The organism is Pantoea sp. UBA6567 (assembly GCF_002434165.1).
GTDB classification, from domain to species: domain Bacteria; phylum Pseudomonadota; class Gammaproteobacteria; order Enterobacterales; family Enterobacteriaceae; genus Pantoea; species Pantoea eucrina.
On record NZ_DJJN01000005.1, the window covers coordinates 84,325 to 111,089 of the forward strand.

Consider the following 26,765-nt stretch of genomic DNA (forward strand, 5'->3'; position numbering starts at 1 on the left):
CTTAAGGAGAGCGCAGCATGATGCGTATTACCCGGTTCAGCCACGCCCGCACCGCGCAGGCGTTTGTGGATTATATGGCGACGCGCGGTGTGACGCTGCGCATAGAGCAGGAAAGTCACTTTGTGATCGTGCTGGATGATGAGAGCCAGCTGCAGATGGTCGAAAACGAACTTGCGCAATTCGTTCGCGACCCTAATCACCCGCGCTATCAGGCGGCCAGCTGGCGCAGCGGCAGCACCCGCAGCGGGCTGCACTATGAGCGCAGCAACGTCTGGGCCACGATTCGCGAACGCGCCGGACCGCTGACGCTTTCGGTGATGGCGCTCTGCGTCGCAGTGTTTATTCTGATGCAGATTGCGGGTGATGATGTCGCGCTGGCCTGGCTGGGCTGGCCGGCTGACGCCTCGCAATATTTTCAGGTCTGGCGCTGGTTCAGCCATGCGCTGCTGCACTTTTCGTTGCTGCATATCCTGTTTAACCTGATGTGGTGGTGGTATCTCGGCGGAGCGGTCGAGAAGCGACTCGGCAGCGGCAAGCTGTTTGTGATTATGCTGATCTCTGCGCTGCTCAGCGGCTGGATGCAGGCCAAATTCAGCGGCGTGCTGTTTGGCGGTCTTTCGGGTGTGGTCTATGCGCTGATGGGCTATTGCTGGCTGCGCGGCGAGCGCGATCCCGAAAGCGGTATTTATCTGGAGCGCGGACTGATTGGTTTCGCTATTGTATGGCTGGTAATTGGCTGGTACGGCGCATTTGGTCTGGCAATTGCTAATGCCGCGCACGTGACCGGCCTGCTGGTCGGGCTGGCTATGGCGTTTGTGGATACGCGCCACGCTGCCCGTCATCAGAGATAAAAAGAACACGGCTGCAAGCCGAGGAGAGAGATGTGAAGCAGACGCAACGTCATGACGCCATTATCGATCTGGTCCGGCGTCAGGGGTATGTCAGTACGGAAGAGCTGGTTGAGCATTTTGCGGTCAGTCCGCAGACCATCCGCCGGGATTTAAACGATCTGGCCGATCAGAATAAAATTCAGCGCCATCACGGCGGCGCGGCGCTGCCCTCCAGTTCGGAAAATACCGCCTGGCAGGATCGTAAAATGATGTGGTCGGCAGAAAAGGCACGCATCGCCGCACGCGTGGCCAGTCAGATCCCGGATGGCGCAACGCTGTTTATTGATATCGGTACTACACCCGAAGCGGTTGCCCATGCGCTGCTGAACCATAACGATCTGCGGATTGTCACGAACAACCTTAACGTTGCCATTCTGCTGATGGGCAAGCCCGATTTCCGGGTGATCATCGCCGGCGGAGAAGTGCGCACGCGTGACGGCGGGATCATGGGCGAAGCCACGCTCGACTTTATCTCGCAGTTCCGCCTCGACTACGGCATTCTCGGTATCAGCGGCATCGATATGGATGGCTCGCTGCTGGAGTTTGACTACCATGAAGTCCGGACCAAACGAGCCATCATCGACAATTCGCGCTGCGTAATGCTGGTTGTGGATCACTCAAAGTTCGGGCGTAACGCTATGGTCAATCTGGGCAATATGGGACTGATTGATTACATGTTTACCGATCAGAAGCCTCCCGCCAGCGTGCTTAAAGTGATTGAGCAGCATGAGGTCCATCTCGAACTCTGCTGATCCTGCGCCGGGCCACGCGCCCGGCAGCTATTTTTTCCCTCTCCCTTCCGATCCGGTCGCTTTTTTCACCAGGCGCGACTTTACTTATCCTTTTGATCTCTATCCGCCAGCCCGGACGCGAAAGGAGCGTTGATGTCTCTCAATAAACTGGATCAGGCCGCAGAAGCGGCGGGAATTGCCTTGCGTTTTGTGAATGCCAGAGGGGAAAAGGAAACCATCAGCGATGAGACCAAAGAGGCGCTGCTGGCGGTAATGGAGGCGCCGGCAGGTAAAGCGCCGCCGGTGCCGCCGGTGCAGGTCTTTGTGGCACGCGCCCGGCGCGAGCTTGCGGTGGGTGGCAAAGGTGAATTTACCTGGCAGCTGACCACTGAGCAGGGCAAAAGCCACAGCGGCACGGTACAGGGTGGCGAGATGCTGACGCTGCCGCCGCGTCTGACGCAGGGCTATCATCAGCTCAGCCTGCGTAAAGGGCGTCAGGAGTGGCAGTCGCGCCTGATTATTGCGCCGCGTCGCTGCTACCTGCCTGAACCGCTGGCACAGGGAGAAAAACGCTGGGGTGCGCTGGTGCAGCTCTATACGCTGCGCTCAGAGCAGAACTGGGGTATCGGTGACTTTGGCGATTTAAAACGGATGCTGGAGCAGGTAGCGGCGCACGGCGGCGACTTTATTGGCCTTAACCCGCTGCATGCGCTCTATCCGGCTCAGCCCGATCTCGCCAGCCCCTACAGCCCGGCGTCGCGCCGCTGGCTGAATATTCTCTATATTGACGTCAGCCAGGTGGCAGCATTTCAGCAAAGCGCCGCGGCACAGCGCTGGTGGAAGAGTGCGAAAACCCGCAAGGCGCTGGAGAAGGCGCGCGCGGTGGAGGCAGTTGACTATGCGGCAGTGGCGGCACTCAAGCTGGAGGCGCTGCGTCTGGCCTGGCAGCAGTATCAGCCGCAGGCGGCAGAGGAAGCGGATTACCAGGCGTTTCTGACGGCGGGCGGCGACGCGTTGCGTTATCAGGCCGCGTTTGATGGCATTCTGGCTGAGCGCAGCGGGCAGGATGAGCAGGGGTGGGGCTGGGAAACCTGGCCGGAGGGTTTACGCAGTGCCGCGCAGCCGGAAGTCCAGGCCTGGTGCGCGCAGCATGAAGAGGAGATTGGCTTCTGGAGCTGGCTGCAGTGGCTGGCGCATCAGCAGTTCAGTGACTGCTGGCAGCGCAGTCAGGAGCTGGGTATGGCGGTGGGGCTTTACCGCGACCTGGCGGTAGGTGTGGCTGAACATAGTGCCGAAACCTGGCAGGATCCGCAGCTATATAAACTTGGCGCTTCGGTCGGCGCGCCGCCCGATCCGCTGGGACCGCTGGGACAAAACTGGGGGCTGCCGCCGCTCGATCCGCACGTGCTGCGCGCGCGTGGCTATCAGCCGTTTATCGACCTGCTGCGCGCGAATATGCGCGACTGCGGCGCGCTGCGCATCGACCATGTGATGTCGCTGCTGCGACTGTGGTGGATCCCGCATGGGGAAGGTGCGGATAAAGGCGCCTACGTCTCCTATCCGGTAGAGGATCTGCTGGCGGTTCTGGCGCTGGAGAGCCAGCGGATGCGCTGCATGGTGATTGGCGAAGATCTCGGCACCGTGCCGCAGGAAATTGTCAAACTGCTGCGCGACAGCGGGGTTTTCTCCTGGAAAGTACTGTTCTTCGAGCAGGAAAAAGAGGGGCGCTATCGCCTGCCCGACAGCTATCCGCCGCAGTCCATCGCCAGTGCCAGCACGCACGATCTGCCGACGCTGAGCGGCTTCTGGCAGGCGGAGGATCTGGCACTGGGCGAGAAGCTGGGTATGTATAAAGGCAGTACGCTGCAGTCGCTGCAGGCGCAGCGCGTGGAACAGAAACAGGCGCTGCTGGATGCGCTGCATCAGGCCGGGGCCATGCCGGCGCGCAGTGCAAAGCAGGCGGAAAAACAGGCGCTGACGCCAGCCTTTAATCAGGCTATCCATCGCTTTCTGGCGCTTACCCGCAGCACGCTGCTGGGCCTGCAGCCGGAGGACTGGATGGGCATGACAACGCCGGTTAACGTGCCGGGCACAACAGATGAGTATCCTAACTGGCGACGCAAGTGGAGCTTTACGCTGGAAGAGGCGTTTGCGGATAAGGGCGTGAAGAAACTGCTGAAAACGGTAAGCGAGGCGCGTAAAGCGTAGTAAAACCGCGGCAGCGCAGGGCGCTGCCGCATAAACTATCAGTAGTAGGAGTGTTCGCCGCGCTGGTGTTCAGTGAGATCGCGAACCCCTTTCAGCTCCGGGAAGGCAGCCAGCAGCTCTTTCTCAATGCCATCTTTCAGCGTGACATCAATCATCGAGCAGCCGTTACAGCCGCCGCCAAACTGCAGCACGGCGATGCCATCATCGGTGATCTCCATCAGCGACACGCGGCCACCGTGGCTGGCCAGCTGCGGATTGATCTGCGCCTGCAGCAGATATTCGACCCGCTCTGCCATCGGCGCATCGTCAGAGACTTTACGCATTTTCGCGTTTGGCGCTTTCAGGGTCAGCTGAGAGCCGAGATTATCCGTAACGAAGTCAATCTCTGCATCTTCAAGATAGGGTGCGCTCAGCTCATCCACATAGGCAGAGAGTTTATCGAACTTCAGTTCGGTATCCGTTGCTTCTACCGCGTCAGGCGGGCAGTAGGAGACGCCGCACTCGGCGGTTGGCGTACCCGGGTTAATAACGAATACGCGGATCTGGGTGCCATCTTCCTGTTTTGACAGCAGTTTTGCGAAATGCTCTTGCGCAGTATCAGTAATACGGATCATGGCGATTGCTCAATAGTTGACTAAATTACCTGGTTATAATACGCCCAACACCGACGCTCTACAAGGTACGGCACAGGCAGCCAATATGGATGCTGGCGGCGCCCTCAGCCTGCAGCAGGCGGCTGATCTCCGCTACGGTGCTGCCGGTGGTGACCACATCATCAATCAGCAGGATATGGCGATCCTGCACCGGCATTTCAAGGCGGAACGCGCTGCGCAGATTATGACGGCGCGCGCGGGCATTAAGCTGATGCTGGGTGCTGCCGCGACGTATCCGGCTGACACCTTCACGATACTCACACCTCAGCCAGCGTGCGAGCGGCTGCGCAAGCAGCGCTGACTGATTAAAGCCGCGCTGCCAGGCGCGCTGATGATGCAGCGGCACGCTCAGCACCAGATCGAACGCCGTAGCGGGTTCATTCCGGCGCGTTGTTAACAATTTTAACAAAAGCAGCCGCGCCAGCATCACCCTGAGTGCGATCGCGCCGGAAAATTTCAGCTGCTGTACCCAGTCACTCAGCGGCGGAGTGTAATCGCTGACGCAGGTTAAGCGATGCCACGGCGGCGGCTGACGCAGGCAGCGACCGCAGCGCTGCGCTGCAGTGGCTGGCAGGCCGCAGCAGGGGCAGAGCGCCGGCAGGAGCGGCAGCTGATGCAGACAGAGAGTGCACAAGCCGTGGTGTGCAATCTGCAGCGGAAGATGGCATAGCCAGCAGCGGGCCGGGGTTGATAGCATAGCGACCTCTTTTTCACTTTTCGGGAGTATAACCGATGAGTTCGCTTTACTGGCACACCACGGGCGCGGGCGATCGCGATCTTGTGCTGCTGCACGGCTGGGGACTGAATGCCGAAGTGTGGCAACACATTGTTCCACGACTCAGCCCCCATTTTCGCCTGCATCTGGTGGATCTGCCCGGGTTTGGCCGCAGCGCAGCGGCCGGTCCGCTGACGCTGATGCAGATGGCGCAACAGCTGCTGCCGCAGCTTCCTGAACGCGCCACGCTGCTGGGCTGGTCACTGGGCGGGCTGGTTGCCAGCCAGCTGGCGCTGCTGCAGCCGGCGCGCGTTTCTGCATTGATCAGCGTAGCCTCCTCGCCCTGTTTTACCGCGCAGGCGGAGTGGCCGGGGATTAAGCCCGACACCCTGACCGGTTTTCAGCAGCAGCTCAGTGACGATTTCCGGCGCACCGTTGAGCGCTTTCTGGCATTACAGACCATGGGGACAGAAAATGCGCGTCAGGATGCGCGTCAGCTGAAAGAGGTGGTGCTGTTGCAGCCGATGCCGTCAGTTGCGGCGCTGCAGAGCGGGCTGGAGATTCTGCGGCAGAGCGATTTGCGCCCGGCGCTGGACACTCTCAGCGTGCCGTTTCTGCGCCTCTATGGGGCGCTGGATGGGCTGGTACCGCGACGTATTGCCGCCGAGCTGGATGCGCGCTGGCCCGGCTCCCCGTCAGTGGTCATGGAAAAGGCAGCGCATGCGCCGTTCATCTCACACCCTGAAGCGTTCTGCGGGCACGTGACGCAGTTTATCCACGCAGCCACATAAACTGCCAGGCAGCGAGCGTCACCGGCGCGCTGCCGTCCACCTTTTGTCCGCTGACGATATCCTGGTAGTGGCGCGCCTGCGGCAGCGTGGCGGTAATTTCACGGCTGCTCAGGTTAAACAGGCACAGCAGCCCCTCTTCATCTGGCGCGTGGCGGCGAAACAGCAGGACTGCATTGTCGCTCTCCAGCAGAGTCATGGCGTTATCGGGATGAAAAGCGGGCTGGCGGGTGCGCAGCTGGATCAGCGCACTCAGCCGTTCAAACACCTGCTGACGCAGCCAGTCGCCGCCGCTGATCCACTGCTCCATTTCACGCAGGCTATATTTTTCGCGATTGATGGCGCGGTTGTGGCCGGCAGCGCGCACCCCTTCGTTATCGTTACGCGAGCCGAGGATGCTCTGAATATAAATCGCGGGCACGCCCGGAAACGCCAGCAGAATGGCGTGCGCCAGCAGGAAACGGCGCAGGCGCGTCTCATCATCATCGGTCTGATGGTTAAGCGCATCGAGATAGGTAACGTTGATTTCATAGGGGCTGGTGGTGCCGTCGGGGTTGTTTTTATATGACACCAGCGCGCCTTCCAGCGCCAGCTCACGCACCAGGGCAACAATTTCAGGCTCTGACAGAATGCCACGCGCCGGATTCAGGCCGATACCGTCATGCGAGGCGAGAAAGTTAAAAAAGGTGGTGCTGCCGCTGCCGGGCGTCAGCGAGGCGGCCCACTGACGCAGCGCGCGCGCTGAACCGGCATGGATCGCCTGCAGCACCAGCGGCGGCAGAGAAAACTGATATACCATCTGCGCTTCATCATCCCCGCGGCCAAAATAGCTGATGTTATCCTGGTGCGGCACGTTGGTTTCCGTGATGATCACCGTGCCCGGCGCAACAACATCGGCGACGGCGCGGAACAGCTTCACCAGCAAATGGGTTTTATGCAGGTGAATGCAGCGCGTGCCCGGCGTTTTCCACATATAGCCAACCGCATCCAGCCGCACATAATCCGCACCTTTTTTCAGGTAGTCGAGCAGCACGCCGATCATACGGATCAGCACATCCGGGCTGGCGAAGTTAAGATCGATCTGATCGGCGCTGAAGGTGGTCCAGATATAGCGCGTGCTGCCGTCGGCCAGGGTAAAAGGCGTAAGCAGCGGCGAAGTGCGCGGGCGGGTCACGGCGCTGAGATCGGTGGCCGGCGGCATACTGATAAAAAAATCATCCCAGCCCGGGTCCTGCGCCAGATAGTGACGAAACCAGGCGCTGTGCGCCGAGATATGGTTGCAGACAAAGTCGAACATCAGCCGCGTCTGGCTGTGCAGCGCCGCAATCTGCTGCCAGTCACCGCAGATCGGATTGACTTTGTGGTAGTCGATAACCGAAAAGCCATCATCGGACGAGTAGGGAAAGAATGGCAGCAGGTGCACCAGGTTAAAAGCAGACTGCAGGTGCTGCTGATAAAAGCGTGTAAAGCTGGCGAGGGTGGGCTGCTCCGGCTCACGAAACTGATCGGCGTAGGTGATGAGCACCACATCTTTCTCATCCCAGTGCGCTTTGCGTGGCATTTTCACGCTGTCGCGCGCGGCGCGAATATGTGACAGCAGACGCTCGCGCGCGATGGCGGGCAGGTCTCCTTCATAGATCTCATCGAGCAGGGCGTTGATTTTATCCATCAGATTGTCAGGCCACGCGGAAGGTCAGTGGATCACACAGATTTTTTCAGCGTAGCCTGACGGGACAATTTCGCAACCTGTTACCTGCAGCCATTTGCCGGCTGCAGGCAGATTAGCAGGCTGAAATCAGCGCTTTTTACCAAAAGCCGCAGCCAGCGCATCACCCATGGCACTGTTGCCTGCAGGCGCAGTCTTGCCGCGCCCTTTGGCCGGATTTGCGGCGCGCGCCGGTTCTCTGGCAGCAGGTCGGCTACCGCTGCGTGCATTGCTCTCACCCGGCTGTTCATCCAGACGCATAGTGAGCGCAATACGTTTACGCTGCAGATCCACTTCCATGACTTTGACCTTCACGATATCGCCTGCTTTCACCACCTGATGCGGATCTTCCACGAAGCGATCGGAGAGAGAGGAGATATGCACCAGTCCATCCTGATGCACGCCGATATCCACAAAGGCACCAAAGTTAGTCACGTTGGTCACGGCGCCTTCCAGAATCATGCCGGGCAGCAGATCGTTCATGGTTTCCACGCCTTCGGCAAACTGCGCGGTTTTGAACTCAGGACGCGGATCGCGGCCCGGCTTTTCCAGCTCTTTGATGATATCGGTCACGGTAGGCAGACCAAAGCGTTCATCGGTAAAGTCGCGCGCGTTCAGATTGCGCAGGCTGCCGGGATTTCCCATCAGCGCATCCAGCGCCTGCTCAGTGGCAGAGAGAATACGCTCCACCAGCGGATACGCTTCCGGATGCACCGTAGAGGCATCCAGCGGATTGTCACCGTGATTGATGCGCAGAAAGCCGGCGCACTGTTCAAACGCTTTTGGTCCGAGGCGGCTCACTTTCAGCAGCTGCTGACGGTTCTGAAAACGTCCGTTTTCATCACGCCAGCCCACAATATTCTGCGCCATCATGCGCGTCAGACCCGCTACGCGCGTAAGCAGGGCGACCGAGGCGGTGTTGAGATCGACGCCAACGGCGTTAACGCAATCTTCAACCACGGCATCCAGCTTTTTCGCCAGCTGACTCTGACTGACATCATGCTGATACTGGCCCACACCAATCGATTTAGGGTCAATTTTGACCAGCTCGGCCAGCGGATCCTGCAGGCGACGGGCAATAGAGACCGCACCGCGCAACGATACGTCGAGGTCAGGAAACTCCAGCGCCGCCAGTTCCGAAGCGGAGTAGACGGAGGCGCCCGCTTCACTGACGATCACTTTTTGTGCGCTGACCTGCGGAAACTGTTTCTGCACATCGAGGAAAAAGCGCTCGGTTTCGCGCGAAGCGGTGCCGTTACCAATCGCCACCAGCTCAACCTGATGCTTTATACAGAGCGCCGCGACGGCCGCCGCCGCTTTCGCCGCCTGACCGGTGTGCGGGTAGACCGTATCAGTGGCCACCAGTTTGCCGGTCGCATCAACTACGGCAACCTTCACACCGGTGCGCAGGCCAGGGTCAAGCCCCATTGTGGCGCGCATACCGGCCGGAGCGGCCATCAGCAGATCGTGCAGATTGCGGGCAAAGACGTTAATCGCTTCATCTTCGGCCCGTTCACGGATGGTGCCCATCAGTTCGGTTTCGAGATGCAGCAGCACCTTGATGCGCCATGTCCAGCTCACCACCGCTTTACGCCAGCTGTCAGCCGGCGCATTATTCAGGCGCAGACCCAGGTGATCGGCAATCAGCGTTTCGCCATAGCTTTCACGCGGCGCCTCTTCAGACTGCGGATCGGCATTCAGCGACAGCTGCAGTACGCCTTCGTTGCGGCCGCGAAACATCGCCAGTGCGCGGTGCGAAGGCACGCTGCTCAGCGCTTCGTGATGATCAAAATAGTCGCGGAATTTAGCGCCCGCCTCTTCTTTGCCCTCAACGACACGTGCTACCAGATGGGCGTTTTTCCACAGATAGTCGCGCACTTTTGCCAGCAGCGCGGCGTCTTCGGCAAACCGCTCCATCAGGATATAGCGTGCGCCATCGAGCGCGGCGCGCGTATCCGCCACGCCTTTATCCGCATCCACAAAGCCTGCAGCTACCGCTTCCGGCTGCTGCGAGGGATCGTTCCACAATGTGTCAGACAGCGGTTCGAGGCCCGCTTCAATGGCGATCTGGCCACGCGTACGGCGCTTCTGCTTGTAAGGCAGATAGAGATCTTCCAGCTCGGTTTTACTCAGCGTGCTGTTGATAGCCTGCGCCAGTTCCGGCGAGAGTTTGCCCTGATCGTCAATCGATTTCAGAATCGACTGGCGGCGATCGTCCAGCTCGCGCAGATAGCTCAGGCGGCTCTCCAGCGCGCGCAGCTGGGTATCATCCAGCCCGCCGGTGACTTCCTTACGGTAACGTGCAATAAAGGGGACGGTATTCCCTTCATCCAGCAGGCGTACGGCGGCATCAACCTGTTCGGCGCGTGCCTGCAGCTCACCTGCGATAATCTGGCTCAGCGAATCTTTCATCATCAGTAACGATCTTGCTTATCCGGGGTTAAAAACAGGGGACAGTTATACGGACTGAGGGCGTAAATTGCCAGCCAGCCGGGCGGCAATCCATCTTTTTCTGAATCGCGCCCGCATCTTGCTGCCTGCGGCAGCGTCGCTTATTGTACGCAGCTGGCGACCTGCAAAACTGACATAAATGAGCCGATGTAATGAAAACTCAACTGATTACCCGCGAAGGCTACAACAAGCTGCGCGCCGAGCACGATCATCTGTGGAATGAGAAGCGTCCGGAGATCACCCGTATCGTCTCCTGGGCCGCCAGCCTCGGCGATCGGTCAGAAAACGCGGACTATACCTACAATAAACGGCTGCTGCGGCAGATTGACCGGCGGGTACGCTACCTGCGCAAATGCCTCGCTGAGCTGAAAATTGTTGATTACGCCCCGCAGCAGGAGGGCAAAGTCTTTTTCGGCGCGTGGGTAGAAGTGGAGAATGAGCAGGGGGAACAAAAGCGTTTTCGCATCGTCGGACCAGATGAAATCTATGGCGATAATGTGAAAGAGTACATCTCGATCGATTCACCTATGGCGCGGGCGCTGATCAAAAAAGAGGTCGATGATGAGGTCACCGTTAACACGCCTGAAGGACAAAAGATCTGGTTTGTGAATCAGATTACCTATCACGACAAGGCGTAAGTGAACTGCACTGCGCGTGGTGAGCCACAGGCAGCGCAGTCCCGGTATAGCGCTTACTTGCCCGGCACCGTTGCGGTAGTGGTTGAGGTGCTGCTGCCATTGCCATCGCCACCGCCACCGCCCATGGTAGCCAGCGCCACGCCCAGCAGTGCTGCTACTGCGCCCACGCCAATTGCATCCGAGTTGCCTTTTGCTGTCGTTGACGCCTGCGCACCGGCGGCTTCACCGACTGACGTTGCCGCCTGAACCTGGGTAAGGCTGGAGAGAACCAGCGCGCTCAGCAGAACAACTTTTTTCATTTTTCTTCTCCACATGACACCGATCGGGTCGATACAGCAGAAGTGTCGGAGATCATCGGGCCGGGCGAAAGTGGTGTTTACTCGCTGATTTAACTGTCTTTATTTATAAATGGTCTTGGATTGTGCCGCCGCTGGCACTCTTCCTAGAGCGTTATGAGGCGCTAACCAGAATCTGCGCAGTTTTGTGCTGCCGGCGGTCTGCTATCCCGCTGAATTGATGTGAAAGCGCAGGGCAGGCTCTGGCAGAGCGGGAAAAGTGCGGTCGAGCCACGCGCAGTGAGAAAAAGTGCCGTTTTTTCAGACAAGCGCTAATCAGGGTAAAATCGGGTGGCAAAAGCGGGAGCGGAGCCGCATTTCAGGCAAGAAATTAAATATAAGCTCCTGTTTAATATGCTTTGTAACAATTTCGCTTAGAATATAAACCATAAATATCTGTCACAGACAGGTCCCTTATCCTCACAATATTGCTTCAGGCAATGGCGCCTTTGGGAGTTGAACATGCAAGAGAACTACAAAATTCTGGTCGTTGATGACGATATGCGTCTGCGCGCGCTGCTGGAACGCTATCTCACCGAACAGGGCTTTCAGGTGCGCAGTGTCGCTAATGCTGAACAGATGGATCGCCTGCTGACGCGTGAATCGTTTCATCTGATGGTGCTGGATTTAATGCTGCCAGGCGAAGATGGCCTCTCTATCTGTCGCCGTCTGCGCAGCCAGAGTAACCCGATGCCGATTATCATGGTGACAGCTAAGGGTGAAGAGGTTGACCGCATTGTCGGGCTGGAAATCGGGGCGGATGACTATATTCCCAAACCGTTTAACCCGCGTGAACTGCTGGCGCGGATCCGCGCGGTGCTGCGTCGTCAGGCCAACGAGCTGCCGGGTGCGCCTTCACAGGAAGAGGCGGTTATCGCCTTCGGCAAATTCAAACTGAACCTCGGCACGCGTGAAATGTTCCGTGAAGATGAGCCTATGCCGCTCACCAGCGGTGAATTTGCCGTGCTGAAAGCGCTGGTAAGTCATCCGCGTGAGCCGCTTTCGCGTGACAAGCTGATGAACCTGGCGCGCGGACGTGAATACAGCGCCATGGAACGCTCAATCGACGTGCAGATTTCGCGCCTGCGCCGCATGGTGGAAGAAGATCCCGCGCATCCGCGCTATATCCAGACCGTCTGGGGTCTGGGCTACGTTTTTGTGCCGGACGGCAGTAAAGCATGAGGCGACTGCGCTTCTCGCCCCGCAGCTCCTTTGCCCGCACCCTGCTGCTGATCGTTACCCTGCTGTTTGTCAGCCTGGTAACGACGTATCTGGTGGTGCTGAACTTCGCTATTCTTCCCAGCCTGCAGCAGTTTAATAAGGTGCTGGCCTATGAAGTGCGTATGCTGATGACCGATCGGCTGCAGCTGGAAGATGGGACACAGCTGGAAGTGCCACCCGCCTTCCGGCGCGAAATTTACCGCGAGCTGGGGATTTCGCTTTATACCAACGCGGCGGCAGAAGAGAGCGGGCTGCGCTGGGCGCAGCACTATGAGTTTCTGAGTGAGCAGATGGCGCAGCAGCTGGGCGGCCCGACCGATGTGCGCGTCGAGGTCAATAAAAACTCGCCGGTTGTCTGGCTGAAAACCTGGCTTTCGCCCGATATCTGGGTGCGGGTGCCGCTGACGGAAATTCATCAGGGCGACTTCTCGCCGCTGTTCCGCTACACGCTGGCAATCATGCTGCTGGCGATTGGCGGAGCCTGGCTGTTTATCCGGATGCAAAACCGGCCGCTGGTGGATCTGGAGCACGCGGCACTGCAGGTGGGTAAAGGCATTATTCCGCCGCCGCTGCGTGAATACGGGGCCTCTGAAGTGCGTTCAGTGACGCGCGCCTTCAATCAGATGGCGGCTGGCGTCAAGCAGCTGGCTGACGATCGCACCCTGCTGATGGCGGGCGTCAGTCACGATCTGCGCACGCCGCTGACGCGCATCCGTCTGGCGACCGAGATGATGGGTGAGCAGGATGGCTATCTGGCGGAGTCAATTAATAAAGATATCGAAGAGTGCAACGCTATCATTGAGCAGTTCATCGATTATCTGCGTACGGGTCAGGAGATGCAGACCGAGCGGGCCGATCTCAATAGCGTGCTGGGAGAAGTGGTCGCGGCCGAGAGCGGCTATGAACGCGAGATTGAGAATGCGGTGATGACCGATGAGCTGATGCTGAATATCAATCCGCTCTCGATTAAACGCGCGGTGGCAAATCTGGTGGTAAATGCTGCGCGTTATGGTAACGGCTGGATCAAAGTCAGCAGCGGCCAGGAGCTTAACCGCGCCTGGTTCCAGGTTGATGATGATGGTCCCGGTATTAAACCCGATCAGCTGCAGCATCTGTTTCAGCCGTTTGTGCGCGGCGACAGCGCCCGCAGTACCAGCGGCACCGGGCTGGGGCTGGCGATTGTGCAGCGCATAATCGATGCGCATGAAGGATCGCTGGAGATTGGTGCCAGCGAGCGCGGCGGATTACGTATCCGCGCCTGGCTGCCGATGCCGGAAAACAGCACCGCGCTGGCCAGCGTCGCGCACAGCACCTGAGCAGACAGAAAAAAGGGCGGCAGTGATGCCGCCCGCTGCAGTGGTTCAGCCGTGCTTACAGCTGTGGACCCGCCTGTACCAGCGCTTTACCCGCGTCGTTGTCGGTATACTTCTCAAAGTTAGTAATAAAACGCTGTGCCAGATCCTGCGCGGCCTGCTGCCACTCCGCTTCGCTCTGCCAGCTGCGGCGCGGATCCAGCGTGGCGGCGTCCACCCCGGCCAGCTGCGTCGGGATCTGCAGATTGAACACCGGCAGGGTCACGGTCGCGGCGTTATCCAGCTCGCCTGCCAGAATCGCGTTGATAATCGCCCGGGTATCTTTCAGTGAGTTGCGCTTGCCGCTGCCGTTCCAGCCGGTGTTAACCAGATAAGCCTGCGCGCCCGCCGCTTCCATGCGCTTAACCAGCACTTCAGCATATTGCGTCGGATGCAGGGTCAGAAATGCGGCGCCAAAGCAGGCAGAGAAGGTTGGCGTTGGCTGCGTGACGCCGCGTTCAGTGCCGGCCAGCTTGGCTGTGAAGCCGGAAAGGAAGTGATACTGCGTCTGCTCTGGCGTCAGCCGCGAAACCGGCGGCAGCACGCCAAACGCATCAGCCGTAAGGAAAATGACCTTTTTCGCATGACCCGCTTTGGAAACCGGCTGCACAATGTTTTCAATGTGATTGATCGGATAGGAGACGCGGGTGTTTTCTGTTTTGCTGCCATCGGCGTAATCCACGCTGCCGTCGGCACGCACCACCACGTTTTCCAGCAGCGCATCGCGGCGGATAGCGCGATAGATTTCCGGCTCTGCCTGTTCAGACAGGTTGATGGTTTTTGCATAGCAGCCGCCTTCAAAATTGAAGACGCCGTCGTCATCCCAGCCGTGCTCATCATCGCCAATCAGCTGCCGCTCAGGATCGGTGGAGAGCGTGGTCTTACCGGTGCCGGAGAGGCCAAAGAACACGGCCACGTCGCCCGCTTTACCCACATTTGCGGAGCAGTGCATGGAGGCGATGCCTTTCAGCGGCAGCAGATAGTTCATGATGGCGAAGAGGCCCTTCTTCATTTCGCCGCCGTACCAGGTACCGCCAATCAGCTGCATGCGTTCTGTCAGGTTAAATGCAACAAAATTTTCTGAGTTCAGCCCCTGCGCCTGCCAGTCCGGATTGGTACACTGCGCCGCGTTCATCACCACAAAATCAGGCGTGAAGCTGGCCAGCTCTTCATCGCTCGGGCGGATAAACATGTTTTTCACAAAGTGTGCCTGCCAGGCCACTTCCATCACAAAGCGTACGCTCAGGCGGGAGTCAGGATTGGCACCGCAAAAGGCATCCACCACAAACAGGCGTTTGCCTGAAAGCTGCTGGGTACAGCGATCCTTCAGCGCCTGCCAGGTCTCCTGCGAAAGCGGCTGATTATCGTTTTTACCGTTGCCGGTGCCATTCCACCACAGCGTATCGCGCGTCGTGTCATCGCGGACAATATATTTATCTTTCGGTGAGCGGCCGGTAAAAATGCCGGTATCCACGGCGATTGCGCCGCTCTGCGTCAGGGTGCCTCGCGCATAACCCTCCAGCTCCGGGCGGGTTTCTTCCTGAAACAGCGTGTCATAGTCAGGGTTATACACCACTTCGGTAGTGCCGCTGATGCCCAGGTCGGCGAGGTCTTGCGATGTCAGGCCGTTAACGCGCATGTGACTGCTCCTTAAATCGGTACTTCATTGCATTTTTAGGGGGTGTCTGCCGCGTGGCGCACTCGGTTGCGCAGGACAGATCGCGCGCAGTGTACACATCTGAGCAGAAGCGGAAAGTGAAGATAGTTAAAAATGCGAACTGGAACGTGACAAGCGGAGAAATCGGCTACTTATAAAAGTAAAGTTAGTGAAAATTAGTTAATTTCCGTGAAAAAACATGGGGGTATAGTTTTACGCGAAACGGGCGGCGTGGCCGCCCGCAGCGGAATCAGTGCAGCTGGTCGCTGTCGCTGACAGATTCGTTCCGGATGGCAGCAATATCGACCGCGTCATAAACATAGTGCGTGCCGCAATAGTCGCAGTGCATATCGATTTTGCCATCTTCTTCGAGGATCTCATCCACTTCGCTCTCTGGCAGCGTTTTAAGCACTTCACCGCAGCGCTGGCGCGAGCAGGTGCACTTAAACATAACGGGCAGCGGATCGTAAACGGTGGCTTCTTCCTGATGGTAGAGACGCCACAGCACATCGTTTGCCGGCAGCGTGATCAGCTCTTCCGCTTTCACCGTCTCCGTCAGCATGGCCAGATGATTGAAATCATCCTGACTGGTCTCCTGCGCGGGCAGCACCTGCAGTAAAATACCGGCTGCGCCCTGCTCAGTAGTACGGATAAACAGGCGGGTAGGCAGCTGCTCAGAACGCATGAAGTAGTCTTCCAGACAGCCTGCCAGCGTATCCGCTTCCAGACCTACCACGCCCTGATAACGTTCGCCTTTTTCTGGTGTAATGGTGATAACCAGATAGCCGTTACCTGTCATCTCTTTCAGCGTGCTGCCGGGCGCAATCTCTGCACCTTCTTTCACGCGCGCCACGCCACGCAGCTCCTGACGGTTATTACCGTTGATCACTGCCAGCGTCAGCGGACCGTCACCCTGCAGCTGCACCGTGATATCACCGTCAAATTTCAGCGTGGCGGTCAGCAGACTGGTCGCAACCAGCAGCTCGCCCAGCAGCGTTTTTACCGGCTCTGCGTAGTCATGATTGCGGATAATGTCCTGCCAGGTGTGGGAGACATTGACCAGCTCGCCGCGCACGGCAACGTTTTCGAACAGGTAACGGTGTAATTGATCTTGAACAGACATAAGTTTTCTCTCGCAGGGGTGGAAACTATTCATCACCCGACAGTTTAAATTTCATCAGATCGCGGCGCTCTTTTTTATCAGGCCGGCGATCCGGATGTGGCATAGTCAGCGCGTTGAGCTTGCGCGCCAGCGCCGTTTTTTCCCGTTTTTCCACGCTGGCGGCGGTTTCGCTATACATCAGTTGCGCTTCGCTGGCGGGGCGGCGCTGATCGCTGATGGCGTTAACGATCACCGTCCGCTCATCGTTTCCCTGTCGCAGCGTTAACTCCGCGCCAGATTCAACCAGCTTGCTGGGTTTGCTGCGCTGACCGTTATAGTGAACCTTGCCGCCTTCGATCATTTCACGTGCCAGCGCGCGGGTTTTATAGAAGCGCGCGGCCCACAGCCATTTATCAAGGCGTACGCCGTCGCTGATTTTCTCTTTCATTGTGGCTCCTGCTTTAACGCAGCGTTTCACCTTTACCGGTAAACGGGTCCGGCAGGGCGGCGCTGAAAAAGGGTGGCGGCCAGTCGGCGTTGGAAGCGGCTGACGTCCGGGCCTCTGCACCAGACGCTGGCCGGGCTCTCATCACCGCGTCGCGCTATATGCAACCGGCTCTGACGCGAACTTCGCAGAGGAAAAGCTGCAGATACCCGGAGATATGGGCAGAAAGTGATAAATCAAGGTGCGACGCGATGCCGCACCCTATCAGTTTAGCGTAAATGCCGGCCCCGACAGCCGTCGCAAAAAAATGCGCGTCAGGGTAGCACAGAAGGGCGGAGGGTCAGAACAGCGAGCGCACACTCTGCATAGTGCTGAGATTGTGGTTAAAGCATTTATCGTAATATTGCTGAATTTCAGCCATGCGCAGCCGGTTACGATGGATGCGACGCAGCGTCAGTAACCCGTTCACCAGCGCGGAAATCAGCAGTATCAGCATCAGCACAACGCTGCCGATGTAGCGCCATTGCGCCATGGCATCCGGTTCGTTATGCAGCATGATATGGCGTGTCCCGTTAGCGTCGGTACTCATACTGGTAATGATGCCGCTGGCGCTGAACGGCGTATGCAGCAGCATGCCCGCGATACGCTGCAGCTCGCGCCACTGTGAAGGCGCGTCCAGATCAAACAGGGAGACGGCAGGCTGCGGCTGCGTCACCAGCTGCCGGCCTTCATCGCTGATGATAAGAAAGCCGCCCGGCGGCGGGCTGTTAAGCGTTTCCGCCGCACGACGGGTTTCACGGGAAAAGAAGGTCGACGTCGCGGTATTCACCAGATTCTCCAGCGCCTCGGCACTGACAGGCCTTAACAGCACATTCATGCCGCTGAGTTTGCCGGTGTCCGCGCGGTGGATCAGCGAATCCCAGTCTTTTGCATTGCCCAGGTTAACCAGCGCATTTTTCAGCCGGACGCAATCCTGCTGCTGGCTGCAGAGATCCTGCGTCCTTAGCACCAGCTCGGAAAAATCATCCAGCAAAATCATGCCTGACTTCTGAATTGCTGAGGCGAGCTGCGGATTAAGCTTGGGATCGGTACTGGTTTCCGGATGCAGCTGGCGCAGGGTGGTATCCAGCAGCGCAGCGGCCTTGTCAATAATGTCAGACTGCGGCTGAGGCAGCGGAGCAGCTTTGTTCCAGTAGATAGCAGAGCAGTCAAAAGGCATGTAAGCGTAGGTGCGATTGCTCTGGTAATTGCCTGGCACCGAGCACATACCGGTTCCCGTCACCCTGAGCACATCGCCGACGTGCAGCGGCAGGGCAGAGAGCTTATCCACGCTGTCGACCTCAAGACTTTCCGTGCCTTTGACCCAGGCCAGGCTCAGCTTGAGCGGCATACTGAGCGGGATCCAGGTCAGCAGCATTGCCAGTACCAGCAGTGAACCGCAGGCCAGTACCAGATTCTTGCGCCACCGCTGGACCGGGAAATTCCTGACTTCATCCTGCAGCGACAAAAAACGCCCCTGACGCACAACCTGGCGGTTCAGATAGATATCCACTTCGGTGATCTGTCCCAGATCGTGAGCGATATAAGGCTGCCAGTGCGGCGGGTAGATGAGATCGATAATGCCCAGCGAAATGTTGCTCTGCTCCTGGTTCGATTCACCAAACAGGCCCCAGCGTTTCGGCGCACCGCGCAGGCAGTGAATATCACGCAGTCTTTTCTCACCGGGAAAACGACAGAGGAACCAGAGGCTGACGGCGATCATTACGCAGCCAGGCACCACCAGCCAGAGCAGGAGATTGCCCGGCAGCACCAGACCGAGAAAAAACAGCAAAAAAGCGCAGCTGATAACGACCGCTTCACGCGTACCGTCAGGCCGCGAAAGCTGGTACTCCTCGTGCGACTCTTTGCGCACCCGCAGTAACTCAACGTTTTCACTCTCTGCTTTACGGATAGAGGCGTTGGTACTGGCAGGCTGGATCAGCGGCGGCAGGGCGGGTTGCTCAATGGCGTAGTTAACCAGCGAGTGACCATTCAGAGAGATGACCAGCGGCAGCGTCTGCGTGCGGATCAGCTCAACGTAATTTTCATCGGCAATATACTGTTCCCAGAGCGGTGGCAGATGCACTTCCACTTCATCCAGGTAGTAGCGCCATTTATGCGGATCGTCGGTTGAGAGACCGTAGCGGGTGATGGAACGGGTAACCGGGTAGACATGATTGCTCTGAGCCGTCAGCGTCAGCGCTTCCGCTTCCGTAGCAAAGCGGGCGCGGGTGCGCGGCGGCTGACGTTTTGCCAGCGCAGCCAGATACTTTTCTACTGCGATGCGTTCATCATCAGAGAGTTTGCGGCAGGGCGGACTGATAAACGGCAGAGGTCGCGCTAACGGCGGACGATGCCGCATAGCGTACCAGTAAGTGATACCTGCTAATGATGAGCCGATCAGCATCACTGTCAGGATGACAATAAAAGTGCTCATGCTCAGCTCATTCCAGCCAACGAAATGCCTTCACGTTAACGTTCTACTCCCGGCGAAAATCGTAAGATGTGTCAATTCTGGCGAGCAGAAGAGGTTCTGACAAGAAGAAACACAGATAAAATAATGCGCTAAATCATCGGATTATAAATTATTAGATTAATCCCTGATAGGATGTTAACCAGGCAATACTCAATTAAATATCGGTATTTTCTGAATTTCGCGCTGAGGCGTTGACTTATGCTTAAAGCGAGCGAGCGCATAGCGCGCCATACGGCGGGCCGCGCAATCCGGCAGCGGCTTAGCCTGCGTTGCCTGTCGCACATTTGCGCGGCCTTCGGTATGCTGGCGCTATCGCATTTCACAAGGTTGTGCAACGTCTGAGGCTGATATGACCACTCCATTGAAAAAACCTGACATCCTCAAGGTAGAAGCGGTGGCCCGCTCCCGCCTGTTTACCATTGAAGCCGTCGATCTCGCTTTCAGCAATGGTGCACGCCGTGTTTATGAGCGCATGAAGCCTTCTGAACGCGAAGCGGTAATGATTGTGCCGATTCTCGGCGACGACGTTATCCTGATTCAGGAATATGGGGTGGGGCTGGAAAGCTATGAGCTTGGTTTTCCAAAAGGGCTAATCGATCCGGGCGAAAGCGCCTTTGAAGCGGCCGACCGGGAACTCAAAGAAGAGGCTGGCTACGGCGCGACCCGTCTTGAAGCCCTTGGCAAGCTCACCATGGCACCCTCTTATTTCTCCAGCAAAATGAATATCGTGGTGGCTGAAGGGCTCTATGAAGAGAAGCTGGAAGGGGATGAGCCGGAGCCGCTGGTGGTACGGCGCTGGCCGCTGAAGAACCTGCTGGCGCTGCTGGAAGAACCCGACTTCAGCGAAGCGCGTAACGTCAGTGCGCTGTTTCTGGTGCGCGAATGGCTGGTAAAACAGGGCCGGCTTGATTACTGAATAAAAAAGGCGCCCGCAGGCGCCTGTTTATCAGAACAGTTCGTGGCTTTCGCCATTGTCCATAATGGTTGTGCCGACGTCGTGCACGCTATATTCCACCGGCTGCGTGCCGTCAATGAAATACTCCTGACGCGTATTGCCACCACCGTTAGCCAGTTTGCCGGTTGCCCGGTCAATAGTCACGGTGACCACGCCTTCCGGCGGCGTCAGCGGCTGCACCGGTACGCCCTCCAGCGCAGATTTCATATAGTCATCCCACGCCGGCTGCGCGCTCTTGGCTCCGCCCTCGTAACCGGAAATCTGATCCGGAATCGCACCTGATACGGTTGAACGTCCCAGCGCGCGTGAATCATCAAAGCCAATCCAGACCGACGTCACCACACCCGGGCCATAGCCGGAGAACCAGGCATCTTTAGAGCTGTTTGTCGTACCGGTTTTTCCGCCAATATCATTTCGCTTCAGATCGCGTCCGGCACGCCAGCCGGTACCCATCCAGCCCGGCTCGCCAAAGATATTGGAGTTAAGCGCGCTTTTGATCAGGAAAGAGAGCGGGGTATTAATCACGTGCGGCGCATACTGCTGATCGCCTGCTGGCTGCGGCTGTGCCGGAACCTGCTCCAGCGCTGGCTGTGGCACCGTCTGATTCTTCGACTCATCAGAGGTGGCGACGTTCTCCACGCTCTCTTCATTCAGGGCAACTGACTTCTTCGTATCACCATAGATCACCGGCAGATTACACTGCGGACAGGCAATCTTAGGCTTTGTTTCAAAAATCACGCCTCCCTGCTCATCCTCAATGCGGGTGATGAAATAGGGGTCAACCAGGAAACCGCCGTTTGCCATGACCGCATAGCCACGCGCCACTTGCAGTGGGGTGAATGAAGCCGCACCCAGCGCCAGCGACTCGGTATGAATAATATTTTGCGCCGGGAAGCCAAAGCGCTGCAGATATTCCGCAGCATAATCGACGCCCATCGCGCGCATGGCGCGTACCATCACCACGTTTTTAGACTCTCCCAGCCCCTGCCGTAAACGGATAGGACCAGCATAGGTTGGCGGCGAGTTTTTAGGCCGCCAGTCTGCGCCTGCGCCGGCGTCCCAGCGGGAAATCGGCACATCGTTGAGGATAGAAGCCAGCGTCAGACCACGATCCATAGCGGCGGTATAGAGGAAAGGCTTGATGTTCGATCCCACCTGGCGCAGCGCCTGGGTGGCACGGTTAAACATGCTCTGATTGAAATCGAATCCGCCCACCAGCGCGCGCACTGCGCCATCTTCCGGATTCAGCGACACCAGCGCAGAGTTCACCAGCGGTACCTGACCCAGCCACCACTCATCGCCCACTTTACGTACCCAGATCTGCTGACCAGCCTGCAGCACCTGCGTGATACTGCGCGGCGTCGGGCCCTGCAGCGTGTCTGATTTATAAGGGCGCGCCCAGCGCACGCCGGAGAGTTTCAGCGCGACCGTGCTGCCATCTTTCAGTAAGGCCGTGGCCTCCTGAGCGCTGGCGCTGGTCACCACTGCGGCATTCAGCGGTCCGTAGGCGGGCAGTGTTTTCAGCGTTTTAAGAATACGCGGCTGATCCCAGCTGGTCTCGCCCACTTTCCATAACACGGCGGTCGGGCCGCGATAGCCGTGGCGCATATCATAAGCCATAACGTTATTACGCACCGCCTGCTGCGCCGCCTCCTGCAGGCGACGGGTTACGGTGGTATACACCTTGTAGCCGTCGTCATAGGCGCGATCGCCGTAACGTTTCACCATCTCCTGACGCACCATTTCACTGAGATAAGGGGCAGAAAAGGCGATCTCAGGACCGTGATAGCTGGCGGTCAGCGGCGTATTACGGGCCTCTTCATACTGCTGCTGTGTGATGTCGTTCTGATCCAGCATGCGCGCCAGCACCACATTACGACGCGCCAGTGCCCGGCTGTGCGAATAGAGCGGGTTGAAGGTTGAGGGCGCTTTCGGCAGGCCAGCGATCATCGCCATTTCACTCAGCGACAGCTGATCGACCGTTTTACCGAAATAGACCTGCGCCGCCGCGCCAACGCCATACGCGCGATAGCCGAGATAGATTTTATTGAGGTAAAGCTCAAGGATCTCATCTTTGCTCAGCAGCTGCTCAATGCGGATGGCCAGGAACGCTTCCTTGATTTTACGCATCAGCGTACGTTCAGGGCTCAGAAAGAAGTTACGCGCCAGCTGCTGAGTAATCGTACTGGCACCCTGCGACGCATGGCCTGACATCAGCGCGATGCTGGCGGCACGGAAAATCCCCACCGGATCGACGCCGTGATGCTCATAAAAGCGGCTATCTTCGGTCGCGATAAATGCTTTGATCAGCTCTGGCGGCATCTGCTTCAGCGTCAGCGGTACGCGGCGTTTTTCACCATACTGGGCGATCAGCTCGCCATCGGCGCTGTAAACCTGCATCGGCGTCTGCAAACGCACATCTTTCAATGTGTTCACATCGGGCAGCTGCGGCTCTATATACTTGTACAAGCCATAAACCGTACCGGCTCCCAGCAAAATGCAACACACTGCAAGAATCAATAAATACTTTACGAACTTCACCTGAGAATTCCCATCTGTTGGCGTTTGGGCAGTTTATAAACAATCGCGCGGTAGTATAAAGGCAAGCCTGACGCTTTGATATACCCGTCATTTGCCTGTCATTCAGCATAGCCGGGTTTAGCGTTTACCTTTGATGATAAGGAGATCGCGCGTATGGCTTTTCAGCGCTGGCAAATTGGACTGGATATTCAGAACAGGCACCTGTGTGCGCTGGGTATTGAACGCCGTCGTCATGGCTGGCAGCTGCGACACTGGTGGCAGCAAGCGCTGCCGCACGATACGTTACGCAACGGCGTGTTGCAAAGCTCGCCGCTGTTACAGGAGATGTTAGCGTCGTGGCGGCGGCAGCTGCCGGCGCAGTTTTCCCTGCGCGTTGGCCTGCCGCCACAGCTGGTTCTGCAGCGGACCTTGCCGCTGCCCGACACCTCGCTGCGCGAACCCGCTTTAAATCGTTATGTCACTGCCGCCGCCCGTACCCTCTTTCCGGTGGAAACCGCGCTGCTGGCGTTTGACTATCAGTGTGACGCGGCTGAAAACAGGCTGCAGGTTACGGCGGCACGGCGGGACGTAATGGCGCAATGGCTGCAGCCGCTGCAGCAGGCGGGTCTGGAGCCTGACATCTTTGAACTGAGCACGCAGGCCCTGATGCAGGTCGCACAGCAGCTGCCGCTTGCCCCCCATACGCTGCTGATCCACCCGGCAGGCGAGCACGGGTTCTGGGTGTTTAATGATGGCGCGCTGCGCTGCGGGAGCGTCACAGGCGCGCTCGATGCAGACACTGTTACACAGCTCTTTCCGCAGGTATCGGACTCGCTTTGTACCTCTTCGTCAGCCCTGACCACACTACAGGCGAAGCTGTGCCTGCCGCTCTCATTATTACGCTACCAGCAGCCGCCTCTGCCCGCACAGCAGGGCGACTTTACGCTGGCGCTGGGACTGGCGCTGCGTCCCGGAGACAGCTCATGCTAAGGGTTAATCTGCTGCCGTGGCGTGAGCGGCAGTGGCAGAAGTGCTGCCGGCAGACGAAATATCTGCTGATTACCGCGTTAACGCTGCCGCTGCTCGTTGCGCTGGTGCTGGGAGGATATAGCAGACAGCAGCTGACTCAGGCTGAAAGCGCGACAGAACAGGCCCGGCAGCGACTGCTCGCGCTGCGGCACCTGCGCACGCAACAGCAATCACTGCTGCAGGTGCGCGACAGGCTGCTGGACTTACAGCAGCAGCGTCAGCAGGTGGCGCTGCAGTATCAGCACTGGCAACGTTTCTGGCAGCAGCTGCCGGGGTTGCTGCCGGATGCATTGTGGCTGGAGCGTATCGATCGTCAGCAGCAGCTGCTGCGCGTCGAAGGGTGGAGTGACAGCGTGGCTGCGGTGAGCGAGCTGCGCCATCGGTTGCTGGCACAGCCGCTGTTTGCCGCCGTCAGGCAGAGGGCGATAACCCGGCAGTCCGATGGCCGATACCGCTTCACGCTGCAGGCGCGGATGCGGGAGCCGCGCAATGAATGAGCTGATGTGGCGCTATGCGCTGTGGCCTTTTGCCTGGCGTGCCGGTTGCAGCACGCTGGTTGCCGCAGCCGTGCTGCTGCTGCTCTGGCTGCTGCTGCTGCAACCCCAGCAGCAGGCGCTGGCACAGCAGCGGACAGCGCTGACAGCGCTGTCCGCGCAGCAAAGCCAGCTGCAGCAGGCGCTGCAGCCGTCAGTCGCCACGCTTACGCAGGAGATCGCTATGTTACAGATGCCGCAGCGCGGCAGCGCGGCCAGCGCATCGCTGGAGCAGCTGGTGAACACGCGTGGCGCGCAGCTGCAAAACTGGCAGCCGCAGGCTCAGCCATCAGAACTGGTGCTGCAGCTGGAGTGGCGTGAATTTATGCCGCTGTTCAGTGAGCTGGCCGGAACCGCTCAGCCGGTACCGCAGCGTTTTTCACTGCGGTCCGGCGCGCGTCTGCTGACGGCAGAGCTGTGGCTGGAGCAATCCGATGCGGAGTAGCGCGCTGCTGTGCCTGCTGCTCTGGGTCGGTGCCGTCGCAGCACGCAATCCTTTCGTCCCTCTGACCACCCGCGCCTGCGAACCGCCTGCCGCCACGCCGCAGAACTGGCGTCTGCAGGGCGTGGCAGGTCGCGCACCCCACTTTGTCGCCTGGGTAATATCGCCCGAGGGGAAAAGCTACCGGCTGGAGCCATCCATTCCTTTTCCGGTTTATCCCTGGCAGGTCGCGGGGATAACCGCGCGCACGCTGACGTTAACCGCGCCGCGCCGCTGTGTGAAGCAACAGATCGTTTGGGTAATTAAAGGAGGCTTTTATGAAACGGATCGTGATGCTGCTGGGGCTTATGTTAAGCACCCCGCTGCAGGCGCAGACCAGCACGCTGAGCCTGGTATTTGACGATGCGCCGGTAGAGCGCATTCTGCAGGCGCTGGCGGATTATCAGCAGACTAATCTGCTGATTGCGCCCGGGGTTGAGGGACGACTGTCGCTGCGCCTGGAGAAGGTAAGCGCAGAGCATGCCCTGTCGCTGATTTCCCGCCTGACCGATCTTGTTCTGATAGAAGAGGAGGGGGTGCTGCTGGTCTATCCGCAAAGCTGGCAGCAGCGTCAGATGCAGCGGGTCCGGCAGGAGCAGGAAGATAAACAGGCGCAGCGGACGCTGGAGCAGCGCACCGTTACGCTTCATTATGCCAGCGCCAGCGATATTCACCGCAGCCTGCAGGGAGAGCCTTCACTGATGTCAGCACGCGGGAGCGTCACGGTCGATAGCCGTACTAACTCACTGCTGCTGCGCGACACGGCACCGGCTCTGGAAAGCACGACGCGCTGGATCAAAGCCCTCGACCGGCCGCTGGAGCAGGTGGAGCTGCAGGCGCATATCGTGACGCTTAACGAAGAGCATCTGCGTGAACTGGGCGTCAGCTGGCAGCTCTCTCCGGCAGATGCGGTAGCGGCGACGCTGCGCAATCCGCAGCTTAGCCTGCCGCTGGCGGTCAGTACGCCAGCACTGCGCGCCGGGGTGACGCTGGGTAAAATGAGCGGTGAATTGCTGAATCTTGAGCTGAGCGCGCTGGAGCAGGAGAATCAGATCGATATCATCGCCAGCCCGCGGCTCTTTACTGCGCATCAGCAGACGGCCACCATCAAACAGGGCACCGAAATTCCGTACGAGGTGAAGTCAGGCAACAGCGGTGCGACGGCAATCGAGTTCAAAGAGGCGGTGCTGGGTATGGAGGTCACTCCCACGGTTCTGGGCAACGGTCGCATTCAGCTGCGGCTGCGGCTGAGCCAGAACATGCCTGGCCGCAGCCTGACGCTGGGAGAGAACCAGGTGCTGAGCATTGAAAAGCAGGAAATTGAGACGCAGGTGACGCTGCGTGATGGCGAAACGCTGGCGCTGGGCGGCATTTTTCAGCAGCAGCGCACGCAGAGTGAAAAGCGCGTGCCGTGGCTGGGAGAAGTGCCGCTGCTGGGCGCGCTGTTCCGGCAGCAGCTGCAGGAGCAGAAAAAACGTGAGCTGGTTATCTTTATTACCCCCAGACTGGTCAGGGAAGCAGCGCTTTCTGCCGGATAAAGCGGAAAATTCGTTCTGTAGTGCCGTGCGCGTTGACGCCAGAGAGGAATTAGCTTACAAGGTTTAGCGATTTTAAAACGGTGTAGCGGTACGCGGCAGGATAATCTTCCGACGGGCGTCAGTCACAAGCGATACTGGCGTCAAAAAAGAAATATGCCAGCATAAAGTGGGCAGCAGCAAGCAGATAAAGGGCCGTTTTCAGCGCTAATATCAGCCGATGATAAGCACCGGCAACCCCCGGCCTGCGCAGCTGTAGCCCGTTTAATGAAGGCACGTAAGGAAGAGCGTTACCGTCTCGCGAAC

23 protein-coding genes are annotated in these 26,765 nt (G+C 58.4%); 13 read left to right on the top strand and 10 right to left on the bottom strand.

Going from position 1 to position 26,765, the window contains the following annotated elements; all coding sequences use genetic code 11:
* The first annotated feature begins 20 nt into the window (after positions 1-20).
* The 3 genes from glpG to malQ all read left to right on the top strand — a co-directional run bounded on the left by glpG (position 21) and on the right by malQ (position 3,829).
* Positions 21-851: a rhomboid family intramembrane serine protease GlpG gene (glpG, locus tag B4M48_RS05625; RefSeq protein WP_039385660.1), complete on the top strand. Its 831-nt coding sequence runs from the start codon at positions 21-23 to the stop codon at positions 849-851.
* Positions 852-883: 32 nt separating this feature from the next.
* Positions 884-1,642 carry a DeoR/GlpR family transcriptional regulator gene (locus B4M48_RS05630; RefSeq protein WP_039380978.1) on the top strand — a complete coding sequence of 253 codons (759 nt, stop codon included), beginning with the start codon at positions 884-886 and terminating at the stop codon, positions 1,640-1,642.
* Positions 1,643-1,774: 132 nt separating this feature from the next.
* Entirely contained in the window at positions 1,775-3,829 is a 2,055-nt protein-coding gene (gene malQ, locus B4M48_RS05635; RefSeq protein ID WP_039380975.1) for a 4-alpha-glucanotransferase, read from the top strand.
* A gap of 38 nt (positions 3,830-3,867) precedes the next feature.
* Here malQ and nfuA read toward each other — a convergent pair whose 3' ends face one another.
* Complete coding sequence (gene nfuA / locus B4M48_RS05640) at positions 3,868-4,443, bottom strand: Fe-S biogenesis protein NfuA (RefSeq protein ID WP_039380973.1); 576 nt, start codon at positions 4,441-4,443, stop codon at positions 3,868-3,870.
* Between the two features lie 58 nt (positions 4,444-4,501).
* Positions 4,502-5,179: a DNA utilization protein GntX gene (gene gntX, locus B4M48_RS05645; RefSeq protein ID WP_039380970.1), complete on the bottom strand. Its 678-nt coding sequence runs from the start codon at positions 5,177-5,179 to the stop codon at positions 4,502-4,504.
* A gap of 35 nt (positions 5,180-5,214) precedes the next feature.
* Here gntX and bioH point away from each other — a divergent pair, with 35 nt between their 5' ends.
* Positions 5,215-5,988, top strand: a complete 774-nt coding sequence (gene bioH / locus B4M48_RS05650) for a pimeloyl-ACP methyl ester esterase BioH (protein ID WP_283341323.1) — start codon at positions 5,215-5,217, stop codon at positions 5,986-5,988.
* Here the strand turns inward: bioH and B4M48_RS05655 are convergent.
* On the bottom strand, positions 5,969-7,654 hold the full coding sequence (locus B4M48_RS05655) for an alpha-amylase family glycosyl hydrolase (RefSeq protein ID WP_039380965.1): 1,686 nt from the start codon (positions 7,652-7,654) through the stop codon (positions 5,969-5,971). The genes bioH and B4M48_RS05655 overlap by 20 nt on opposite strands.
* Before the next feature lie 126 nt (positions 7,655-7,780).
* Positions 7,781-10,105, bottom strand: a complete 2,325-nt coding sequence (locus tag B4M48_RS05660; protein WP_288656206.1) for a Tex family protein — start codon at positions 10,103-10,105, stop codon at positions 7,781-7,783.
* 188 nt (positions 10,106-10,293) lie between these two features.
* On the opposite strand from B4M48_RS05660, the gene greB reads away from it, so the two are divergent.
* Complete coding sequence (greB, locus tag B4M48_RS05665) at positions 10,294-10,779, top strand: transcription elongation factor GreB (protein WP_039380962.1); 486 nt, start codon at positions 10,294-10,296, stop codon at positions 10,777-10,779.
* Positions 10,780-10,832: 53 nt separating this feature from the next.
* Here the strand turns inward: greB and yjbE are convergent, their stop codons facing one another.
* The gene (yjbE, locus tag B4M48_RS05670; protein WP_039380960.1) at positions 10,833-11,078 is read right to left on the bottom strand and encodes an exopolysaccharide production protein YjbE; all 246 of its coding nucleotides are present in this window, start codon (positions 11,076-11,078) and stop codon (positions 10,833-10,835) included.
* A 498-nt stretch (positions 11,079-11,576) separates the two neighbouring features.
* On the opposite strand from yjbE, the gene ompR reads away from it, so the two are divergent.
* The gene (ompR, locus tag B4M48_RS05675; protein ID WP_001157751.1) at positions 11,577-12,296 is read left to right on the top strand and encodes a two-component system response regulator OmpR; all 720 of its coding nucleotides are present in this window, start codon (positions 11,577-11,579) and stop codon (positions 12,294-12,296) included.
* Entirely contained in the window at positions 12,293-13,651 is a 1,359-nt protein-coding gene (gene envZ, locus B4M48_RS05680; RefSeq protein ID WP_039380956.1) for a two-component system sensor histidine kinase EnvZ, read from the top strand. Before ompR ends, envZ begins: the two co-directional genes overlap by 4 nt.
* Positions 13,652-13,706: 55 nt before the next feature.
* Here envZ and pckA read toward each other — a convergent pair whose 3' ends face one another.
* From pckA to B4M48_RS05700, 4 genes are all read right to left on the bottom strand, one after another.
* Positions 13,707-15,326, bottom strand: coding sequence for a phosphoenolpyruvate carboxykinase (ATP) (pckA, locus tag B4M48_RS05685; RefSeq protein WP_039380954.1), 1,620 nt, complete (start codon positions 15,324-15,326; stop codon positions 13,707-13,709).
* A gap of 268 nt (positions 15,327-15,594) precedes the next feature.
* Positions 15,595-16,467 carry an Hsp33 family molecular chaperone HslO gene (gene hslO, locus B4M48_RS05690; RefSeq protein WP_039380951.1) on the bottom strand — a complete coding sequence of 291 codons (873 nt, stop codon included), beginning with the start codon at positions 16,465-16,467 and terminating at the stop codon, positions 15,595-15,597.
* Positions 16,468-16,492: 25 nt separating this feature from the next.
* Entirely contained in the window at positions 16,493-16,894 is a 402-nt protein-coding gene (hslR, locus tag B4M48_RS05695) for a ribosome-associated heat shock protein Hsp15 (RefSeq protein ID WP_039380949.1), read from the bottom strand.
* A gap of 337 nt (positions 16,895-17,231) precedes the next feature.
* Positions 17,232-19,367 (bottom strand): intracellular growth attenuator family protein, encoded by a 2,136-nt coding sequence (locus tag B4M48_RS05700; protein WP_071669286.1) that lies wholly within the window; start codon positions 19,365-19,367, stop codon positions 17,232-17,234.
* Between the two features lie 388 nt (positions 19,368-19,755).
* On the opposite strand from B4M48_RS05700, the gene nudE reads away from it, so the two are divergent.
* Positions 19,756-20,322, top strand: coding sequence for an ADP compounds hydrolase NudE (gene nudE, locus B4M48_RS05705; protein WP_039380943.1), 567 nt, complete (start codon positions 19,756-19,758; stop codon positions 20,320-20,322).
* A gap of 30 nt (positions 20,323-20,352) precedes the next feature.
* Here the strand turns inward: nudE and mrcA are convergent, their stop codons facing one another.
* A complete protein-coding gene (gene mrcA, locus B4M48_RS05710) occupies positions 20,353-22,902 on the bottom strand; it encodes a peptidoglycan glycosyltransferase/peptidoglycan DD-transpeptidase MrcA (protein ID WP_039380941.1) in 2,550 nt (849 codons plus the stop codon).
* A gap of 153 nt (positions 22,903-23,055) precedes the next feature.
* Between mrcA and pilM the strand changes: the two genes are divergently transcribed.
* From pilM to hofQ, 5 genes are read left to right on the top strand one after another with little or no spacing between them, the layout of a single operon-like run.
* Positions 23,056-23,871: a pilus assembly protein PilM gene (pilM, locus tag B4M48_RS05715; RefSeq protein WP_039380938.1), complete on the top strand. Its 816-nt coding sequence runs from the start codon at positions 23,056-23,058 to the stop codon at positions 23,869-23,871.
* A complete protein-coding gene (locus B4M48_RS05720; RefSeq protein ID WP_071669287.1) occupies positions 23,865-24,407 on the top strand; it encodes a PilN domain-containing protein in 543 nt (180 codons plus the stop codon). The genes pilM and B4M48_RS05720 overlap by 7 nt, the downstream gene beginning before the upstream one ends.
* Positions 24,400-24,888, top strand: coding sequence for a hypothetical protein (locus B4M48_RS05725; protein ID WP_071669288.1), 489 nt, complete (start codon positions 24,400-24,402; stop codon positions 24,886-24,888). The genes B4M48_RS05720 and B4M48_RS05725 overlap by 8 nt, the downstream gene beginning before the upstream one ends.
* Positions 24,878-25,285, top strand: a complete 408-nt coding sequence (locus tag B4M48_RS05730) for a HofP DNA utilization family protein (RefSeq protein WP_039380932.1) — start codon at positions 24,878-24,880, stop codon at positions 25,283-25,285. The genes B4M48_RS05725 and B4M48_RS05730 overlap by 11 nt, the downstream gene beginning before the upstream one ends.
* On the top strand, positions 25,203-26,462 hold the full coding sequence (gene hofQ, locus B4M48_RS05735; RefSeq protein WP_071669289.1) for a DNA uptake porin HofQ: 1,260 nt from the start codon (positions 25,203-25,205) through the stop codon (positions 26,460-26,462). The genes B4M48_RS05730 and hofQ overlap by 83 nt, the downstream gene beginning before the upstream one ends.
* Positions 26,463-26,765: the final 303 nt, after the last annotated feature.

Bases quoted from the DNA above. Each gene is read 5' to 3' on its own strand.
- pilM (WP_039380938.1), top strand. From the start codon at position 23,056: ATGGCTTTTCAGCGCTGGCAAATTGGACTGGATATTCAGAACAGGCAC.
- B4M48_RS05720 (WP_071669287.1), top strand. From the start codon at position 23,865: ATGCTAAGGGTTAATCTGCTGCCGTGGCGTGAGCGGCAGTGGCAGAAG.
- nudE (WP_039380943.1), top strand. From the start codon at position 19,756: ATGACCACTCCATTGAAAAAACCTGACATCCTCAAGGTAGAAGCGGTG.
- malQ (WP_039380975.1), top strand. From the start codon at position 1,775: ATGTCTCTCAATAAACTGGATCAGGCCGCAGAAGCGGCGGGAATTGCC.
- bioH (WP_283341323.1), top strand. From the start codon at position 5,215: ATGAGTTCGCTTTACTGGCACACCACGGGCGCGGGCGATCGCGATCTT.
- hslR (WP_039380949.1), bottom strand. From the start codon at position 16,894: ATGAAAGAGAAAATCAGCGACGGCGTACGCCTTGATAAATGGCTGTGG.
- hofQ (WP_071669289.1), top strand. From the start codon at position 25,203: ATGAAACGGATCGTGATGCTGCTGGGGCTTATGTTAAGCACCCCGCTG.
- greB (WP_039380962.1), top strand. From the start codon at position 10,294: ATGAAAACTCAACTGATTACCCGCGAAGGCTACAACAAGCTGCGCGCC.
- B4M48_RS05730 (WP_039380932.1), top strand. From the start codon at position 24,878: ATGCGGAGTAGCGCGCTGCTGTGCCTGCTGCTCTGGGTCGGTGCCGTC.
- ompR (WP_001157751.1), top strand. From the start codon at position 11,577: ATGCAAGAGAACTACAAAATTCTGGTCGTTGATGACGATATGCGTCTG.
- B4M48_RS05655 (WP_039380965.1), bottom strand. From the start codon at position 7,654: ATGGATAAAATCAACGCCCTGCTCGATGAGATCTATGAAGGAGACCTG.
- yjbE (WP_039380960.1), bottom strand. From the start codon at position 11,078: ATGAAAAAAGTTGTTCTGCTGAGCGCGCTGGTTCTCTCCAGCCTTACC.
- pckA (WP_039380954.1), bottom strand. From the start codon at position 15,326: ATGCGCGTTAACGGCCTGACATCGCAAGACCTCGCCGACCTGGGCATC.
- envZ (WP_039380956.1), top strand. From the start codon at position 12,293: ATGAGGCGACTGCGCTTCTCGCCCCGCAGCTCCTTTGCCCGCACCCTG.
- B4M48_RS05725 (WP_071669288.1), top strand. From the start codon at position 24,400: ATGAATGAGCTGATGTGGCGCTATGCGCTGTGGCCTTTTGCCTGGCGT.
- gntX (WP_039380970.1), bottom strand. From the start codon at position 5,179: ATGCTATCAACCCCGGCCCGCTGCTGGCTATGCCATCTTCCGCTGCAG.
- B4M48_RS05660 (WP_288656206.1), bottom strand. From the start codon at position 10,105: ATGATGAAAGATTCGCTGAGCCAGATTATCGCAGGTGAGCTGCAGGCA.
- hslO (WP_039380951.1), bottom strand. From the start codon at position 16,467: ATGTCTGTTCAAGATCAATTACACCGTTACCTGTTCGAAAACGTTGCC.
- B4M48_RS05700 (WP_071669286.1), bottom strand. From the start codon at position 19,367: ATGAGCACTTTTATTGTCATCCTGACAGTGATGCTGATCGGCTCATCA.
- nfuA (WP_039380973.1), bottom strand. From the start codon at position 4,443: ATGATCCGTATTACTGATACTGCGCAAGAGCATTTCGCAAAACTGCTG.
- glpG (WP_039385660.1), top strand. From the start codon at position 21: ATGCGTATTACCCGGTTCAGCCACGCCCGCACCGCGCAGGCGTTTGTG.